The 14,918-nt window shown below is 68.8% G+C and carries 14 protein-coding genes; 9 read left to right on the forward strand and 5 right to left on the reverse strand.

What is annotated here, in order from left to right; genetic code table 11:
* Window positions 1-47 precede the first annotated feature (47 nt).
* Both AQI94_RS03885 and AQI94_RS03890 read right to left on the reverse strand, forming a co-directional pair.
* The gene (locus tag AQI94_RS03885) at window positions 48-1,265 is read right to left on the reverse strand and encodes an alpha/beta hydrolase (RefSeq protein ID WP_031055946.1); all 1,218 of its coding nucleotides are present in this window, start codon (window positions 1,263-1,265) and stop codon (window positions 48-50) included.
* A gap of 54 nt (window positions 1,266-1,319) precedes the next feature.
* Entirely contained in the window at window positions 1,320-1,955 is a 636-nt protein-coding gene (locus AQI94_RS03890) for a TetR family transcriptional regulator (protein ID WP_031055943.1), read from the reverse strand.
* Window positions 1,956-2,021: 66 nt separating this feature from the next.
* Between AQI94_RS03890 and AQI94_RS03895 the strand changes: the two genes are divergently transcribed.
* Together AQI94_RS03895 and AQI94_RS03900 are read left to right on the forward strand one after the other, a co-directional pair.
* Complete coding sequence (locus AQI94_RS03895; RefSeq protein ID WP_031055940.1) at window positions 2,022-3,641, forward strand: MFS transporter; 1,620 nt, start codon at window positions 2,022-2,024, stop codon at window positions 3,639-3,641.
* 259 nt (window positions 3,642-3,900) lie between these two features.
* Window positions 3,901-4,212, forward strand: a complete 312-nt coding sequence (locus AQI94_RS03900; RefSeq protein ID WP_031055938.1) for a hypothetical protein — start codon at window positions 3,901-3,903, stop codon at window positions 4,210-4,212.
* 126 nt (window positions 4,213-4,338) lie between these two features.
* On the opposite strand, the gene AQI94_RS03905 is transcribed toward AQI94_RS03900, so the two are convergent.
* Together AQI94_RS03905 and aceE are read right to left on the reverse strand one after the other, a co-directional pair.
* Window positions 4,339-5,076 carry a potassium channel family protein gene (locus AQI94_RS03905; RefSeq protein ID WP_031055937.1) on the reverse strand — a complete coding sequence of 246 codons (738 nt, stop codon included), beginning with the start codon at window positions 5,074-5,076 and terminating at the stop codon, window positions 4,339-4,341.
* A gap of 78 nt (window positions 5,077-5,154) precedes the next feature.
* Entirely contained in the window at window positions 5,155-7,887 is a 2,733-nt protein-coding gene (gene aceE / locus AQI94_RS03910) for a pyruvate dehydrogenase (acetyl-transferring), homodimeric type (protein WP_031055934.1), read from the reverse strand.
* Window positions 7,888-8,247: 360 nt separating this feature from the next.
* Between aceE and AQI94_RS03915 the strand changes: the two genes are divergently transcribed.
* The 6 genes from AQI94_RS03915 to AQI94_RS03940 all read left to right on the forward strand — a co-directional run bounded on the left by AQI94_RS03915 (window position 8,248) and on the right by AQI94_RS03940 (window position 12,721).
* Complete coding sequence (locus AQI94_RS03915; protein ID WP_020116104.1) at window positions 8,248-8,679, forward strand: DUF3052 domain-containing protein; 432 nt, start codon at window positions 8,248-8,250, stop codon at window positions 8,677-8,679.
* Between the two features lie 110 nt (window positions 8,680-8,789).
* Window positions 8,790-9,248, forward strand: a complete 459-nt coding sequence (locus AQI94_RS03920) for a peroxiredoxin (protein WP_031055932.1) — start codon at window positions 8,790-8,792, stop codon at window positions 9,246-9,248.
* 96 nt (window positions 9,249-9,344) lie between these two features.
* Complete coding sequence (locus AQI94_RS03925) at window positions 9,345-9,920, forward strand: calcium homeostasis/redox stress adaptation protein (RefSeq protein WP_007381726.1); 576 nt, start codon at window positions 9,345-9,347, stop codon at window positions 9,918-9,920.
* A 125-nt stretch (window positions 9,921-10,045) separates the two neighbouring features.
* Window positions 10,046-10,621, forward strand: a complete 576-nt coding sequence (locus AQI94_RS03930) for a TerD family protein (protein WP_031055929.1) — start codon at window positions 10,046-10,048, stop codon at window positions 10,619-10,621.
* A 125-nt stretch (window positions 10,622-10,746) separates the two neighbouring features.
* Window positions 10,747-11,895, forward strand: coding sequence for a DUF475 domain-containing protein (locus AQI94_RS03935; protein WP_062229582.1), 1,149 nt, complete (start codon window positions 10,747-10,749; stop codon window positions 11,893-11,895).
* Window positions 11,896-11,983: 88 nt separating this feature from the next.
* On the forward strand, window positions 11,984-12,721 hold the full coding sequence (locus AQI94_RS03940; RefSeq protein ID WP_031058969.1) for a TerD family protein: 738 nt from the start codon (window positions 11,984-11,986) through the stop codon (window positions 12,719-12,721).
* A 6-nt stretch (window positions 12,722-12,727) separates the two neighbouring features.
* Here the strand turns inward: AQI94_RS03940 and AQI94_RS03945 are convergent, their stop codons facing one another.
* Entirely contained in the window at window positions 12,728-13,525 is a 798-nt protein-coding gene (locus AQI94_RS03945; RefSeq protein ID WP_031058967.1) for a TerD family protein, read from the reverse strand.
* Between the two features lie 206 nt (window positions 13,526-13,731).
* On the opposite strand from AQI94_RS03945, the gene AQI94_RS03950 reads away from it, so the two are divergent.
* The gene (locus AQI94_RS03950; RefSeq protein WP_031058964.1) at window positions 13,732-14,895 is read left to right on the forward strand and encodes an HpcH/HpaI aldolase/citrate lyase family protein; all 1,164 of its coding nucleotides are present in this window, start codon (window positions 13,732-13,734) and stop codon (window positions 14,893-14,895) included.
* The last annotated feature ends 23 nt before the right edge of the window (window positions 14,896-14,918 follow it).

Genomic DNA, 14,918 nt, shown 5'->3' on the forward strand with positions numbered 1-14,918 from the left:
ACGAGCTCCTTCGTCCCTCCTCGCGCAGACCGCACTTCCTGCGGTCTCTACGCGCGTCCGGCCGTGGCCGTGCCGGACAAACCGGCGCGGCAGGCTTCGTCCTCGTGGGCGCAGTGCACCGAGCGGTACGCGCCAATGCCGATCTCGGCGAAGTTGAGCAGGCTCTCCGTTCCGGGCTCGAAGTAACCGGCGTGACCGTCCGCACCCCGCGCGGACAGCACGCGTGCGCCGAACGCGGAGGACACCGGGTCGGCGCCGTGGCCGAGCCCGCCCACCTCCAGGTACGGCACGTCCTGGATCCAGTCGTCGGCGTCCCGCATCGCCCACACGCGCGCGGTGGTGCGCAGGTGGGAGGCGTCGGAGGCCCGCATGCCGGGGCTGCCGGCCACCGCGATGTCGGCCACCCGGCCGGGCAGCCGGTGCGCGGCCACCCCGCACACCACCGAGCCGTAGCTGTGGCAGAACAGGGAGACGGGCGAGGTGCCGGGCAGTGCGCGCACCAGCGCGTTCAGCCGCACGGCGCCGTTCTCGGCGCGCATCGCGGTGGCCGAGTCGATGCCGAGTCCGGCGGGTGCCGTGTAGTCCGCCCACGCGATCACCGCCGTACGCGTGGACGGGCTCGCCTCCCGCTCGGCCCGGTACAGGGCCTGGGCCATGCCGACCGGCGCGGAGTAACTGCGATGCGTGCGCTGGAAGGTGAGCACGTCGGTGTCGACGCCGGGCACGACCACGGAGACCCGCTCCGCCGCGGCGAGATCGCCGAAGACCTCGGCGACCCGGCCCGAGCCCTCGGGGTCGAAGGCGAGGATGTGGCGGTCCGGGGCGGTCAGCGCCTCGAAGCGGTGCATACGGCGGCCCGCCTCCTGCTGACCGGCCGGCGTGAGCCGGGCGTCGTGCATGCGGGCGCGCTCGACGGTGCGGGCCTGCAGCAGCGCGAGGCGGTTGGCCTGGTAGCGCAGTGCGACGGGGGCGCCGTTCATGTTGCCGACCGCGAGCGGGTAGCGCTGGGCGAGGCGGACCCGCTCCTGGGAGGTGAGCGAGGCGAAGAAGTGCGTGAGCCGGGCGGGGGCGGTGTCCGGGTCGGGCAGCCGGTCTCCGTGGAGGCGGCCGTGCGTCCAGGATTCGAGCGAGGCCTGGAGCGGACCGGCCTCCCGCTGGTTGCGCAGGGCGGTCCAGCCAGTGGTCGCCAGCATCACGAACACCACGGCCAGCGCGAGCAGTGCGCGCCAGACGTTGAGTTGCGGGGAGGTGTCGAAGGAAGTCACTGAAAGGACACACTAGGAGAACGGGACGGTCTCGGGTTAATCCAGTGACGGGGATCACGTTTTGGTGTAGGGGGACCACTTGCCGGTCAGTGCGGGACCCAGCAGTTCGAGGTGGGAGACCGTCAGTGCGCGCATCGCCTCCAGACTGAACTCTCCGTCGGTCGACCACTGACGTTCCGTCACCCGCATCACGCCGCTGAAGACGGCCACCAGCAGCCTGGGCCGCGGGTCGGTGGCCGGGTCGAGGCCCTCGCGTTCGGCCAGCACCCGGGTGAGCACCTCCTCGGCCTCCGCCGAGCGCCGCAGATGCGCGGCGAGCAGCACGGGCGTCGACTCGATCACCCGGTACATGCCCAGGAACCGCTCCACCGGTACGACCGACTCCACGACCTCGTGCAGCGTGTCCCAGCCCTCCAGCACGGCCAGGCGCAGCGCCTCCAGCGGGGGTTCGTGCGGCGGGCGGGCGCGTACGGAGTCGACGAAGTTGCTCACCGTCATCGCGTCCAGGGCGAGCGCCGCGTCCTCCTTGCCGGCGAAGTAGCGGAAGAAGGTGCGCTGCGAGACCCCGACGGCGTCGGCGATGTCGTCGACGGTCGTCCGCTCGTACCCGCGGGTGGTGAAGAGCTCGATCGCCACCCGCAGCAGGGCCTCCCTGGTGCGTTGTTTCTTGCGTTCGCGCAGTGTTTCCATTGGTGTCAGTTACCGACTTGTGAATTGGTTTGTCAATTGTCAGCGGCTGTCACTAGCCTCGAACACATGACTAGTCAGACCACCCTCGGCAAGACGGGACCGGGGGACGGGGCGTCACCGTCCCCGTCGGATCAGGCGCCCGCCTCCGGGCTGCGCGGCCACCCGTGGCTCACCCTCCTGACCGTGGCTGTCGGCGTCATGATGGTGGCCCTGGACGGCACCATCGTGGCCATCGCCAACCCGGCCATCCAGGCCGACCTCAAGGCGAGCTTCGCGGACGTCCAGTGGATCACCAACGGCTACTTCCTCGCGCTGGCGGTCGCCCTGATCACCGCGGGCAAGCTCGGTGACCGCTTCGGCCACCGCCAGACCTTCCTGATCGGCGTCGTCGGCTTCGCCGCCGCCTCGGGCGCGATCGGACTGTCCAGCTCCATCGCCGCGGTCGTCACCTTCCGGGTGCTGCAGGGCCTGTTCGGCGCCCTGCTGATGCCGGCCGCGCTCGGTCTGCTGCGGGCCACCTTCCCGGCCGAGAAGCTCAACATGGCCATCGGTATCTGGGGCATGGTCATCGGCGCCTCCACCGCCGGCGGTCCGATCCTCGGCGGTGTCCTCGTCGAGCACGTCAACTGGCAGTCGGTGTTCTTCATCAACGTGCCGGTGGGTGTCCTCGCCCTCGTCCTCGGGGTGCTGATCCTCCTCGACCACCGTGCCGAGAACGCCCCGCGCTCCTTCGACCTCCTGGGCATAGCCCTGCTGTCCGCCGCCATGTTCTGCCTGGTGTGGGCGCTCATCAAGGCCCCGACCTGGGGCTGGGGCGACGGACTGACCTGGACCTTCATCGTCGCCTCCGTCGTGGGCTTCGGGCTGTTCGCCCTCTGGGAGACGAAGGTCAAGGAACCGCTGATCCCGCTCGGGCTGTTCCGTTCGGTGGCGCTGTCGGCGGGTGTGGTGCTCATGGTCCTCATGGCGATCGCGTTCATGGGCGGCCTGTTCTTCGTGACCTTCTACCTCCAGAACGTGCACGGGATGAGCCCGATCGACGCCGGTCTCCACCTGCTCCCGCTCACCGGGATGATGATCGTCGGCTCCCCGCTCGCGGGCGCGATGATCACCAAGCTCGGCCCGCGGATCCCGCTGGCGGGCGGCATGGCGGCCACGGCGATCGCCATGTACGGCATGTCGACGCTGGAGACGGACACCGGCAGCGCGCTGATGTCCCTCTGGTTCGCGCTGCTCGGCCTCGGCCTCGCGCCCGTGATGGTCGGCGCCACCGAGGTCATCGTGGGCAACGCGCCCATGGAGCTCTCCGGTGTGGCCGGCGGTCTCCAGCAGGCCGCGATGCAGATCGGCGGCAGCCTCGGTACGGCCGTGCTCGGCGCCGTGATGGCCTCCAAGGTGGACGGCGACCTCGCGGGCAACTGGACGGACGCGGGACTGCCGGCGCTGACGCCGGCCCAGCTGGACCAGGCCTCGGAGGCGGTCCAGGTGGGTGTGGCCCCGGTCGCCAAGGGGACCCCGCCGGAGATCGTCGCGAAGATCACTGATGTCGCCCACGACACCTTCATCTCCGGCATGAGCCTCGCGTCCCTGGTCGCCGCGGGTGTCGCCGCGTTCGCGATCCTCGTCGCCCTGTTCACCAAGCGCGGCGAGAACGCGGAGGCGGGTGCGGGGGTCGGTCACATCTGACGCCTGACGAGACGTCAGCGCACTTCCCCTATCAGGGTGAAGAGGCTAAAGATTTCTCGCCTCCGGTACGCGCCGCAGGTCACAGTAAGTCAAGCCCTCCGCACGGCACGCTCGTGCGACGCGGAGGGCGGACGGCGCTGCGGCGCGCTGCCGGAGGGGGGCGGCGCGCCGCAAGGCCGGAGGATTAACCCCGGGAACCGGGGTACTCGCATCGTTGAACCCGAGACGAACCCAACCAACCAAGGGTGTCAGGGAGTTGATGATGACGAGCTTCGGACAGGGAACGCGCAAGTACCCCCGATCACGTGGCCGGACGTGGTCACGGACCGGGCCGGACCGCGCGACGCTCGGAATCATCGGAGTCATCTGCGCGGTCGCGGGCTTCTTCGTGCTGGGCATCATTCTGGGCCCCGTCGCGCTGGTCTGCGGCTGGCTCGCCATGGGCCGCACCTGGTCGGGTGCCAACGGTGCCTGGCCTGCTCTGGTCGCCTTCGTTCTGGGCGCCATCGACACGCTCCTGGCGATCATCTGGCTCGTCGGAGCGGCCTCCCCGGGCAGCGGGATGTTCTGACCCGGGGTGCGTGAGGGAGGGCCCCCGGTGGGACGACCGGGGGCCCGCCTCATGCCTTCGCGCGGCTCGGTCCCGGAGCCGGCTGGAGCGCGCGGCGCCCGGAATCATCGCCGGCGGGCGCCCGGGTCATCCCCCGACGGATGTGTTGCGCAGGGCCGCGACCTCGGCTCTGAGGGCGCGTACCTCCTCCGTCAGGGCACGGATCGCCTCCGTCTGCTGGCGTTCCTCCACGTCGTCCTTCTCGAAGCGCTCGATGAACCACGCGGCGATGTTCGCGGTCACCACACCCAGCAGGGCGATACCGGACAGCATGAGCCCGACCGCGATCATGCGGCCCAGGCCGGTCGTCGGGGCGTGGTCGCCGTAGCCCACGGTCGTCATGGTCGTGAAGGACCACCACACCGCGTCACCCAGCGTCCTGATGTTCCCGTTCGGGGAGTCCCGTTCGACCGAGAGCACGGCCAGCGAGCCGAACATCAGCAGCCCGACGACCGCTCCGCCGACATACGTCGTCACCCTGATCTGCGAGGCCATCCGCGCCCGTCGTCCCACCAGCAGCAGCGTGGAGACGAGCCGCAGCAGCCGCAGCGGCTGTATGAGCGGCACCACCACGGCGCACAGGTCCATCCAGTGCTGCCGTACGAATCCGCGGCGGTCCCGGGAGAGCGACAACCGCATGAGGTAGTCGACGGCGAAGACCGCCCACACCACCCACTCGGCCACCGTGCACACCGCCGTGAGCGACCGTCCCGCCGAGGTGTCCACGATCGGCACGGCATAGGCGACGGCGAACAGCACCGCGAGCGCCAGTAGGGGCCGCTGGGTGTGCTGTTCCCAACGGGCCTGCGCCGAGTGTTCCTTCATGTCCGCATCGTAGAGAAACGGCAAAGGGCGGCGCGCCTTCGAGCGCACCGCCCTCCGACTTCCCAGGGACGCGCGGAACTACGCGTCGCCCCCCGCCGCACCCGGGTCGGCCGCCGAGACGTCCAGCAACTGGTACCGGTCGATCGCCTGCTTCAGCACCGAACGGTCCACCTTGCCCTCCCGGGCCAGCTCCGTCAGCACGCCCACCACGATCGACTGCGCGTCGATGTGGAAGAACCGCCGCGCGGCCCCCCGGGTGTCCGCGAAGCCGAACCCGTCCGCGCCCAGCGACTGGTACGTGCCCGGCACCCACCGCGCGATCTGGTCCGGAACCGCCCGCATCCAGTCGGAGACGGCCACGAACGGCCCCTGCGCCCCGGTCAGCTTCCGCGTCACGTACGGCACCCGCTGCTCCTCCTCCGGGTGCAGCAGGTTGTACTCCTCACAGGCCACCGCCTCGCGCCGCAGTTCGTTCCAGGAGGTCGCCGACCACACGTCCGCCTTGACGTCCCACTCCTCGGCGAGGATCTTCTGCGCCTCGACCGCCCACGGCACGGCCACACCGGACGCCATGATCTGCGCCGGGATCGACCCCGAGGTGCCCTCGGAGTAGCGGTAGACGCCCTTGATGATGCCCTCGGCGTCCACGTTCTCCGGCTCCGCCGGGTGCTGGATCGGCTCGTTGTAGACCGTGAGGTAGTAGAAGACGTCCTCGCTGTCCGGGCCGTACATCCGGCGCAGACCGTCCTGCACGATGTGCGCGATCTCGAACCCGAACGCCGGGTCGTACGCCACACAGCCCGGGTTGGTCGAGGCGAGCAGCTGCGAGTGGCCGTCCGCGTGCTGCAGACCCTCACCCGTCAGCGTCGTACGGCCCGCGGTCGCACCCAGCACGAAGCCGCGCGCCAGCTGGTCCGACATCTGCCAGAACTGGTCGCCGGTGCGCTGGAAACCGAACATCGAGTAGAAGACGTAGACCGGGATCAGCGGCTCGCCGTGGGTCGCGTACGCCGAACCCGCGGCGATCAGCGAGGCCGTGCAGCCCGCCTCCGAGATGCCGTCGTGCAGCATCTGGCCCGTCGGCGACTCCTTGTACGCGAGCAGCAGCTCCCGGTCGACGGACTCGTACTGCTGGCCGAGCGGGTTGTAGATCTTCGCACTCGGGAAGAACGAGTCCATACCGAAGGTGCGGTACTCGTCCGGCGCGATCAGGACGAAGCGGCGCCCGAGCTCCTTGTCCCGCATCAGGTCCTTGAGCAGTCGTACGAAGGCCATCGTCGTGGCGATCGACTGGTGCCCGGAGCCCTTCTTCACGGTCGCGTACGTCTTGTCGTCCGGCAGCGCGAGCGGCTTCGCGCGCACCACGCGCGTGGGGACGTAACCGCCGAGGCCCAGCCGGCGGTCGTGCATGTACTGGATCTCCTCCGAGTCCCGGCCCGGGTGGTAGTAGGGCGGCGCGCCCGACTCCAGCTCCTTGTCGGAGATCGGCAGGTGCAGCCGGTCGCGGAAGCCCTTGAGGTCGTCGACCGTCAGCTTCTTCATCTGGTGCGTGGCGTTGCGGCCCTCGAAGTTCGGGCCCAGCGTCCAGCCCTTGACGGTCTTGGCGAGGATGACCGTCGGCTGGCCCTTGTGCTCCACGGCCGCCTTGAACGCGGCGTAGATCTTCTTGTGGTCGTGACCGCCGCGGCCCAGGTGCAGGATCTGGTCGTCGGTCATGCCCTCGACCATCGCGCGCAGGCGCTGGTCGTCGCCGAAGAAGTGGTCGCGGATGTAGGCGCCGGACTCGGTGGCGTACGTCTGGAACTGGCCGTCCGGGGTGGTGTTCATCCGGTTGACCAGGATGCCGTCGCGGTCCCGCGCCAGCAGCGGGTCCCAGGTGCGGTCCCAGATCAGCTTGATCACGTTCCAGCCGGCGCCCCGGAAGACCGACTCCAGCTCCTGGATGACCTTGCCGTTGCCGCGCACCGGGCCGTCGAGGCGCTGGAGGTTGCAGTTGACGACGAAGGTCAGGTTGTCCAGGCCCTCACGGGCGGCGATGGTCAGCTGGCCGAGCGACTCGGGCTCGTCCATCTCGCCGTCGCCGAGGAACGCCCACACCTGCGACTTCGAGGTGTCGGCGATCCCGCGCGCGTGCATGTAGCGGTTCATCCGGGCCTGGTAGATCGCGCCGATCGGGCCGAGGCCCATCGACACGGTCGGGAACTCCCAGAAGTCCGGCATCAGACGCGGGTGCGGGTAGGACGACAGTCCGTGCGGGGCCTTCGACTTCTCCTGGCGGAACGCGTCGAGGTTGTCCTCGCTGAGGCGGTCGAGCAGGAAGGCGCGCGCGTAGATGCCGGGGGAGGCGTGGCCCTGGAAGAAGACCTGGTCTCCGCCGTCGCCCTCGTCCTTGCCGCGGAAGAAGTGGTTGAAGCCGACGTCGTACAGGGACGCGGAGGACGCGAAGGTGGCGATGTGGCCGCCGACGCCGATCCCGGGACGCTGGGCGCGCGAGACCATCACGGCCGCGTTCCACCGGGTGGCGTTCAGGATCTTCCGCTCGATCTCCTCGTTGCCCGGGAAGAACGGCTCCGCCCTGGTGGGGATCGTGTTGACGTAGTCCGTGCTGCGCATCTCGGGCACGGCCACGCGCTTCTCGCGGGCCCGCTCGATGAGCCGCAGCATGAGATAGCGGGCCCGCTCCCGGCCGCGCTCGTCCACGGCGGCGTCGAGGGAGTCGAGCCACTCCTGGGTTTCCTCGGGATCGAAGTCAGGAACCTGACTCGGAAGGCCGCCAATGATGATCGGGTTGCGATCGGATCCGGAAGCCACGCTGTTCCTTACCTGTCAGAGGGCCGTATTTCTGTATGTCTGCACCGCTCCCCATCGTGTACCTCGGGGGGCCAAACGTCATCTCTACTCCGGGGTAACCCGGGGGTCCGTACCCGGGTATGGTTCCCAAACACGCAAAGAGGGCAGAAAGGTGTGGCATGCGTCACGACGTGACCGCGATGATGTGCCAGGAGTTGGGCGACACGTTCCGGAACGTCACCGTTTCGGCGGTCTGAAACGCCGGGTACTTGCGCGATCCGCCCCGCCCGTGTGGACTACGGCCAATGCTTCGCGCACGCGCGTGGCTGAGACTCCCCCCATGGGGGACCCCCCATCAAAGACAAGACCAGGAGGCAACCCGTGAGCGCGACCGCGGACCACGCGGAGACGAGCCCTGCCGTGAGGCTGGGGTTCCAGCCCGAGCAGGTGGTCCAGGAGATCGGCTACGACGACGACGTAGACCAGGAACTCCGCGAGGCCATCGAGCAAGTCATCGGCAGCGACCTTGTGGACGAGGATTACGACGACGTCGCCGATGCCGTGGTGCTCTGGTTCCGTGACGAGGACGGCGACCTGACCGATGTGCTGGTGGACGCCACCACGTACATCGAGGAGGGCGGCTCGATCCTGTTGCTGACGCCGAAGACCGGCCGGGACGGCTACGTGGAGCCGAGTGACATCTCCGAAGCCGCGACGACGGCAGGCCTTTCCGCCTCCAAGAGCGTCAGTGTGGGCAAGGACTGGAGCGGCAGCCGGCTGGTGACACCCAAGGCGGCCAAGTCCAAGAAGTAGCCCTGCAGGACCGGACGGGCCGGCGCGACCGGCCCGTCCGCTTTCCTGCGGTGATCGCTGCGTAGGGTGGGCGTGTCACTCGAACAGCCTCCCGAAGGGACATCCACGCGATGGCGATCCAGGTCGGCGAAAAGGCCCCCGACTTCGAGCTCAAGGACAACCACGGCCGGACCGTGAAGCTGTCCGACTTCCGCGGCGGCAAGAACGTCGTGCTGCTCTTCTACCCCTTCGCCTTCACCGGTGTCTGCACCGGTGAGCTGTGCGAGCTGCGTGACAACCTGCCGCAGTTCGCCGACCGCGACACCCAGCTGCTCGCGGTCTCCAACGACTCCATCCACACCCTGCGCGTCTTCGCCGAGCAGGAGGGCCTGGAGTACCCGCTGCTCAGCGACTTCTGGCCGCACGGCGAGGTCTCCCGGGCCTACGGCGTCTTCGCCGAGGACAAGGGCTGCGCGGTGCGCGGCACCTTCGTCATCGACAAGGAGGGCGTGGTGCGCTGGACCGTCGTCAACGCCCTGCCGGACGCCCGCGACCTGAACGAGTACGTGAAGGCGCTCGACACCCTGTGATTGTTCGCCTCCAGGGACTGCGTGTGCCGGGAACCCGTCACTAGGATCGAATCGTTGATCCGGCAGCATCTCAACCAGCAAACCTATGGAGGACTCGTGGGAGTCAGCCTCAGCAAGGGCGGCAACGTATCGCTGACCAAGGAGGCCCCGGGCCTGACCGCGGTCATCGTCGGTCTGGGGTGGGACGTCCGCACCACAACCGGCACCGACTTCGACCTGGACGCGAGCGCGCTGCTGCTGAACGCGGCCGGCAAGGTCGCCAGCGACGCCAACTTCGTCTTCTTCAACAACCTCAAGAGCGCGGACGGCTCCGTCGAGCACACCGGTGACAACATCACCGGTGAGGGCGAGGGCGACGACGAGCAGATCAAGGTCAACCTCGCCGCGGTCCCGGCCGACGTCGACAAGATCGTCTTCCCGGTCTCGATCTACGACGCCGAGAACCGCCAGCAGTCCTTCGGCCAGGTGCGCAACGCGTTCATCCGCGTCGTGAACCAGGCCGGCGAGGCGGAGATCGCCCGCTACGACCTCTCCGAGGACGCCTCCACCGAGACCGCCATGGTCTTCGGCGAGCTCTACCGCAACGGCGCCGAGTGGAAGTTCCGCGCCATCGGCCAGGGCTACGCCTCGGGCCTGCGCGGCATCGCCCAGGACTTCGGCGTCAACGTCTAGGACCTGGCCCCCGGGCAGGCCCCCGGGCCGGCCCCGGCTCTTTTCGTCCGGCGCCGCACGGTTTGCGTGCGGCGCCGGACGTGCAGGAACAGCACAGCAACACACTCTCGGGGAGGGAACAGCACATGGGCGTCACGCTCGCCAAGGGAGGGAACGTCTCCCTGTCCAAGGCCGCCCCCAACCTCACCCAGGTGATGGTCGGACTCGGCTGGGACGCGCGCTCCACCACCGGAGCCGACTTCGACCTCGACGCCAGCGCCCTGATGTGCAGCAGCGGGCGGGTCCTGGGTGACGAGTACTTCGTCTTCTACAACCAGCTCAAGAGCCCGGAGGGCTCGGTCGAGCACACCGGCGACAACCTCACCGGTGAGGGCGAGGGCGACGACGAGTCGATCCTGGTCGACCTCTCCCAGGTGCCGGACCGGTGCGACAAGATCGTCTTCCCGGTGTCGATCCACGACGCCGACAACCGCGGGCAGACCTTCGGCCAGGTCAGCAACGCCTTCATCCGCGTGGTCAACCAGGCCGACGGCCAGGAACTGGCCCGCTACGACCTCTCCGAGGACGCCTCCACCGAGACCGCGATGATCTTCGGCGAGCTCTACCGCCACCAGGGCGAGTGGAAGTTCAGGGCGGTGGGCCAGGGCTACGCCTCGGGCCTCAGGGGCATCGCCCTCGACTTCGGGGTCAACGTCTCATAACGCGATATGAGCAAAAGCCGGGGCCGGGTCGGGCTTCGAGGGTGCCCGACTACACTTCGCTTCAAAGTTTCGTAAAGCCGAGTGCGGCACGGGGGAAACCCGTACACGTACGGATTGGGTAGCCAGTGGTTCTCAAAACCTTCGGCTGGTCGTTCGCGGTCACCGCGCTCGGCTTGGTCGCTGCGGTCCTCTACGGGGGGTGGGAGGGCTTCGGGGTGGTGGCGATCCTCTCCATCCTCGAGATCTCCCTGTCGTTCGACAACGCGGTGGTCAACGCCGGAATCCTGAAGAAGATGAACGCCTTCTGGCAGAAGATCTTCCTCACGATCGGCGTCCTGATCGCCGTGTTCGGCATGCGGCTGGTCTTCCCCGTGGTGATCGTCGCGATCAGCGCCAAGATGGGGCCGATCGAGGCCGTCGACCTCGCCCTGAACAACAAGGACCACTACCAGGAGCTGGTCACCGACGCGCACCCGGCGATCGCCGCGTTCGGTGGCATGTTCCTGCTGATGATCTTCCTGGACTTCATCTTCGAGGACCGGGACATCCAGTGGCTGCGCTGGATCGAGCGGCCGCTGGCCAAGCTCGGCAAGGTCGACATGCTGTCGGTCTGCATCGCCCTGGTCGTCCTGCTGATCACCGCGTTCACCTTCGCCACCCACGCCCACCAGCACGGCGGCGCGCACGTGGACAAGGCGCAGACCGTCCTGATCTCCGGCATCGCGGGCCTGATCACCTACATGGTGGTCGGCGGTCTCTCCGGCTACTTCGAGGACAAGCTCGAAGAGGACGAGGAACGCGAGCACGAGGAGGAGGAGCGCGCCGAGCGCGAGGGCAAGCCCAAGTCGGCCGTGGCGATGGCCGGCAAGGCCGCCTTCTTCATGTTCCTGTACCTGGAGGTCCTGGACGCCTCGTTCTCCTTCGACGGCGTGATCGGCGCGTTCGCCATCACCAACGACATCGTCCTGATGGCGCTGGGCCTGGGCATCGGCGCGATGTACGTCCGGTCCCTGACCGTGTACCTGGTCCGCCAGGGCACCCTGGACGACTACGTCTACCTGGAGCACGGCGCGCACTACGCGATCGGCGCCCTCGCGGTGATCCTCATGGTCACCATCCAGTACGAGATCCACGAGATCATCACCGGCCTGGTCGGTGTCCTCCTGATCGGCTGGTCCTTCCTGTCCTCGGTGCGCCGCAACAGGGCGCTGGCAGCGGCCGAGGGAAAAGCCCAGGGCTCGGACGAGAAGACTGAGGTCTCGTCCGGGGTGTGACACCCTCCCTGGTGAGGAACGCTCTGAGCGGGGCGGCCGGCCTCCGGCCGCCCCGCCGGTCTTCTCCAAAGTGAACATGGGGGCGGGAATGGGCTTCTTGGACGGACTCCGAGGCGGCCGCGAGGTCGACTTCGACTCGGGCAGCGCGGCCAGCAACGCCATCGAACTGACCAAGCGGCACAACCGGGTCTCGCTGACCAAGCAGGGCGCGGCGACCGGGAACCTGCGCGTCAACCTGACCTGGCGGATGCGGACCTCCGACATCGGGGGCTCCCAGCGGGAGTCGCTGCTGAGGCACCCCTTCAAGGCGCTCAAGCCGCCGGAGGTCCTCGGGCACAGCCAGAGCATGGTCAACGTCGACCTCGACCTCGGCTGTCTGTACGAGCTGGCCGACGGCACCAAGGGAGTCGTCCAGCCCCTCGGCGGCCTGCTGGGGGACGTCAACGCGCCGCCGTACGTGAAGCTCAGCGGGGACGACCGGTTCGGGTCGGCGTCCGGCGAGACGATGTACGTCAACCTCGACCACCGGGACCAGATCAAGCGGCTGCTGGTCTTCGTGTACATCTACGACCAGACGCCGGCGTTCGACCGTACGCACGCGATCGTGACGCTGTACCCGAGCAACGGGCCGCGGATCGAGATAGGTCTCGACGAGCGGCACCCCCAGGCCCGATCCTGCGCGGTCGTGATGATCGAGAACGTCAAGGACGAGCTCATCGTGCGGCGCGAGGTGCAGTTCGTGTACGGGTTCCAGGGCGAGCTGGACCGGCTCTACGGGTGGGGGTTGCAGTGGGGGCGGGGATACAAGTCGAAGGCCGACCGGTGAGCGCCGCTACCGTCCGATGAACTGCGGCCCCTGGGGCGGCATCCGGAACTCCGCGCCCGCCGGGACCGTGGGCACCGGGTGCGGGTAGCCGTAGCCGGACGCCGCCACGGGGGCCGTGGCCGGGGTCGGTGACTGGGGGTAGCCGTAGGCCGCCTGGGTGGGGACGGAGGCGGCCGACTGGGCCGGCTGCTCCGGGGGGAGCGGGAACGACGTGGGCTCGGGCTGGGACGGGGTCTCCGCGGAGTCGGTCTCGTCCACCACGATGCCGTAGTCCGTGGCCAGGCCCTGCAGACCCTCCACGTAGCCCTCGCCCAGGGCGCGGAACTTCCAGCCCTCGCCGCGGCGGTACAGCTCGCCGCAGATCAGGGCCGTCTCCTGGCCCGTCTCCGGCTTGATGTCGAAGGAGACCAGCGGCTCACCGTCGGGGACCGAGGCGTCGTACAGCAGGATGCACAGGCCCCGGACCCTGCCGAAGGTGGCGTCCTCCGCGGAGGTGTCGTCCGTGGAGGCGACCAGGAGAATCTGGCTGACGTCGGGCTCGACACCGGAGAGCTCTGTCTGGATCGTGTCGGTGGGGCCCTCGGCGACGCGTTTCTTGCCGAGCAGCCAGACCTTCCCGGAGGGATGCCGGGGCTGGTTGTAGAAGACGAAGTCCTCGTCGGATCGCACGCGACCGTCGGGGCCGAGGAGCAGCGCCGAGGCGTCGACGACCGGGACCCCCTGCCCGGGCGCCCAGCGCAGCACGGCGCGTACCGTGGTGGCTTCCAGCGGGACGTTCGACCCCTTCAGCATGGCGTGCGTCATGCGGTCATCCTGCCCTCTCGGTCCTGATCACGACAACGTGGGGGTACGCGACACCGATTCGATTCGTACCGGTGCCGAGACGGCCGTGCTTGTCCGCGTTACCTGAAATTCATGCCCGGTGGGAACCTCAGACATGGGTACCTACGTACTATTACCGGCCACCTGTGAACCCTTCACAGAGGGCACAGCTACCACGGGGGAGTCATATGCGTCATTTCGGGCACATCGCCCCTGAGGTGCGTCAGCGCCTCTTCCACCAGGAGCCCTGCGAGTTCACCGCGGACTCCCCGGCCCGGCTGCTCTCCGCGGCCCTGGGCGCCACGCTCTACAGTCCGGCCACGCGGCCGCGGCTCGCCGACGACATCGTCAAGCAGACCGGACGCGGCGTGGTCTCGATGGTGCTGTGCCTGGAAGACTCGATCGGTGACGAGGACGTCGCCGAGGGTGAGGAGAACCTCGTCCGGCAGTTCACGGACCTGGCGCAGCGGGGGGTGGATCTCCCGCTGCTCTTCATCCGGGTCCGTTCCCCCGAGCAGATCCCCGATCTCGTGCGCCGGCTCGGTCCCGCGGTCCGGCTGCTGTCCGGATTCGTCCTCCCGAAGTTCACCGAGGAGCGCGGCATCCCCTTCCTGGAGGCCCTCTCCGCCGCCGAGGCCGCCGGCGGGCACCGGCTGTTCGCCATGCCGGTGCTGGAGTCGCCGGAGCTGCTCTACCGGGAGACGCGCGTAGAGACCCTGGAGGGCATCGCCCGCGCGGTCGACAAGTACCGCGACCGGGTCCTGGCGCTGCGCCTCGGCGTCACCGACTTCTGCTCCTCCTACGGCCTGCGCCGCGCCCCCGACATGACCGCCTGGGACGTCCAGATCGTCGCCTCCGTGATCGCCGACGTGGTGAACATGCTGGGCCGCGCCGACGGCACCGGGTTCACCGTGACCGGGCCGGTCTGGGAGTACTTCCGGGTCCAGGAGCGCATGTTCAAGCCGCAGCTGCGCCGCAGCCCCTTCCTGGAGGGCCAGGCCGAGGAACTACGCGAGGCGCTCATCGAGCACGCCATGGACGGCCTGCTGCGCGAGATCACCCTCGACCAGGCCAACGGCCTGCTCGGCAAGACCTGCATCCACCCCTCCCATGTGCTGCCCGTGCACGCGCTGTCCGTGGTCAGCCACGAGGAGTTCAGCGACGCCCAGGACATCCTGCGCCCCGAGCGCGGCGGCGGCGGGGTGCTCAGGTCGCAGTACACGAACAAGATGAACGAAGTGAAGCCGCATCGCGCCTGGGCCGAGCGGACCATGCTGCGCGCCGAGGTCTTCGGGGTGGCCAACGAGGACATCGGCTTCGTGGAGCTGCTCGCCGCCGGGATCTCCGGCTGACCATCCGTGAACACCAAGGGACG

This window comes from Streptomyces pseudovenezuelae (assembly GCF_001513955.1).
GTDB lineage: Bacteria > Actinomycetota > Actinomycetes > Streptomycetales > Streptomycetaceae > Streptomyces > Streptomyces pseudovenezuelae.

What these genes read in the sequence shown, in the direction of transcription:
- AQI94_RS03890 (WP_031055943.1), bottom strand. Translation starts at nt 1,955, where the DNA reads ATGGAAACACTGCGCGAACGCAAGAAACAACGCACCAGGGAGGCCCTG.
- AQI94_RS03895 (WP_031055940.1), top strand. Translation starts at nt 2,022, where the DNA reads ATGACTAGTCAGACCACCCTCGGCAAGACGGGACCGGGGGACGGGGCG.
- AQI94_RS03900 (WP_031055938.1), top strand. Translation starts at nt 3,901, where the DNA reads ATGATGACGAGCTTCGGACAGGGAACGCGCAAGTACCCCCGATCACGT.
- AQI94_RS03905 (WP_031055937.1), bottom strand. Translation starts at nt 5,076, where the DNA reads ATGAAGGAACACTCGGCGCAGGCCCGTTGGGAACAGCACACCCAGCGG.
- AQI94_RS03920 (WP_031055932.1), top strand. Translation starts at nt 8,790, where the DNA reads ATGGCGATCCAGGTCGGCGAAAAGGCCCCCGACTTCGAGCTCAAGGAC.
- AQI94_RS03930 (WP_031055929.1), top strand. Translation starts at nt 10,046, where the DNA reads ATGGGCGTCACGCTCGCCAAGGGAGGGAACGTCTCCCTGTCCAAGGCC.
- AQI94_RS03940 (WP_031058969.1), top strand. Translation starts at nt 11,984, where the DNA reads ATGGGCTTCTTGGACGGACTCCGAGGCGGCCGCGAGGTCGACTTCGAC.
- AQI94_RS03945 (WP_031058967.1), bottom strand. Translation starts at nt 13,525, where the DNA reads ATGACGCACGCCATGCTGAAGGGGTCGAACGTCCCGCTGGAAGCCACC.
- AQI94_RS03950 (WP_031058964.1), top strand. Translation starts at nt 13,732, where the DNA reads ATGCGTCATTTCGGGCACATCGCCCCTGAGGTGCGTCAGCGCCTCTTC.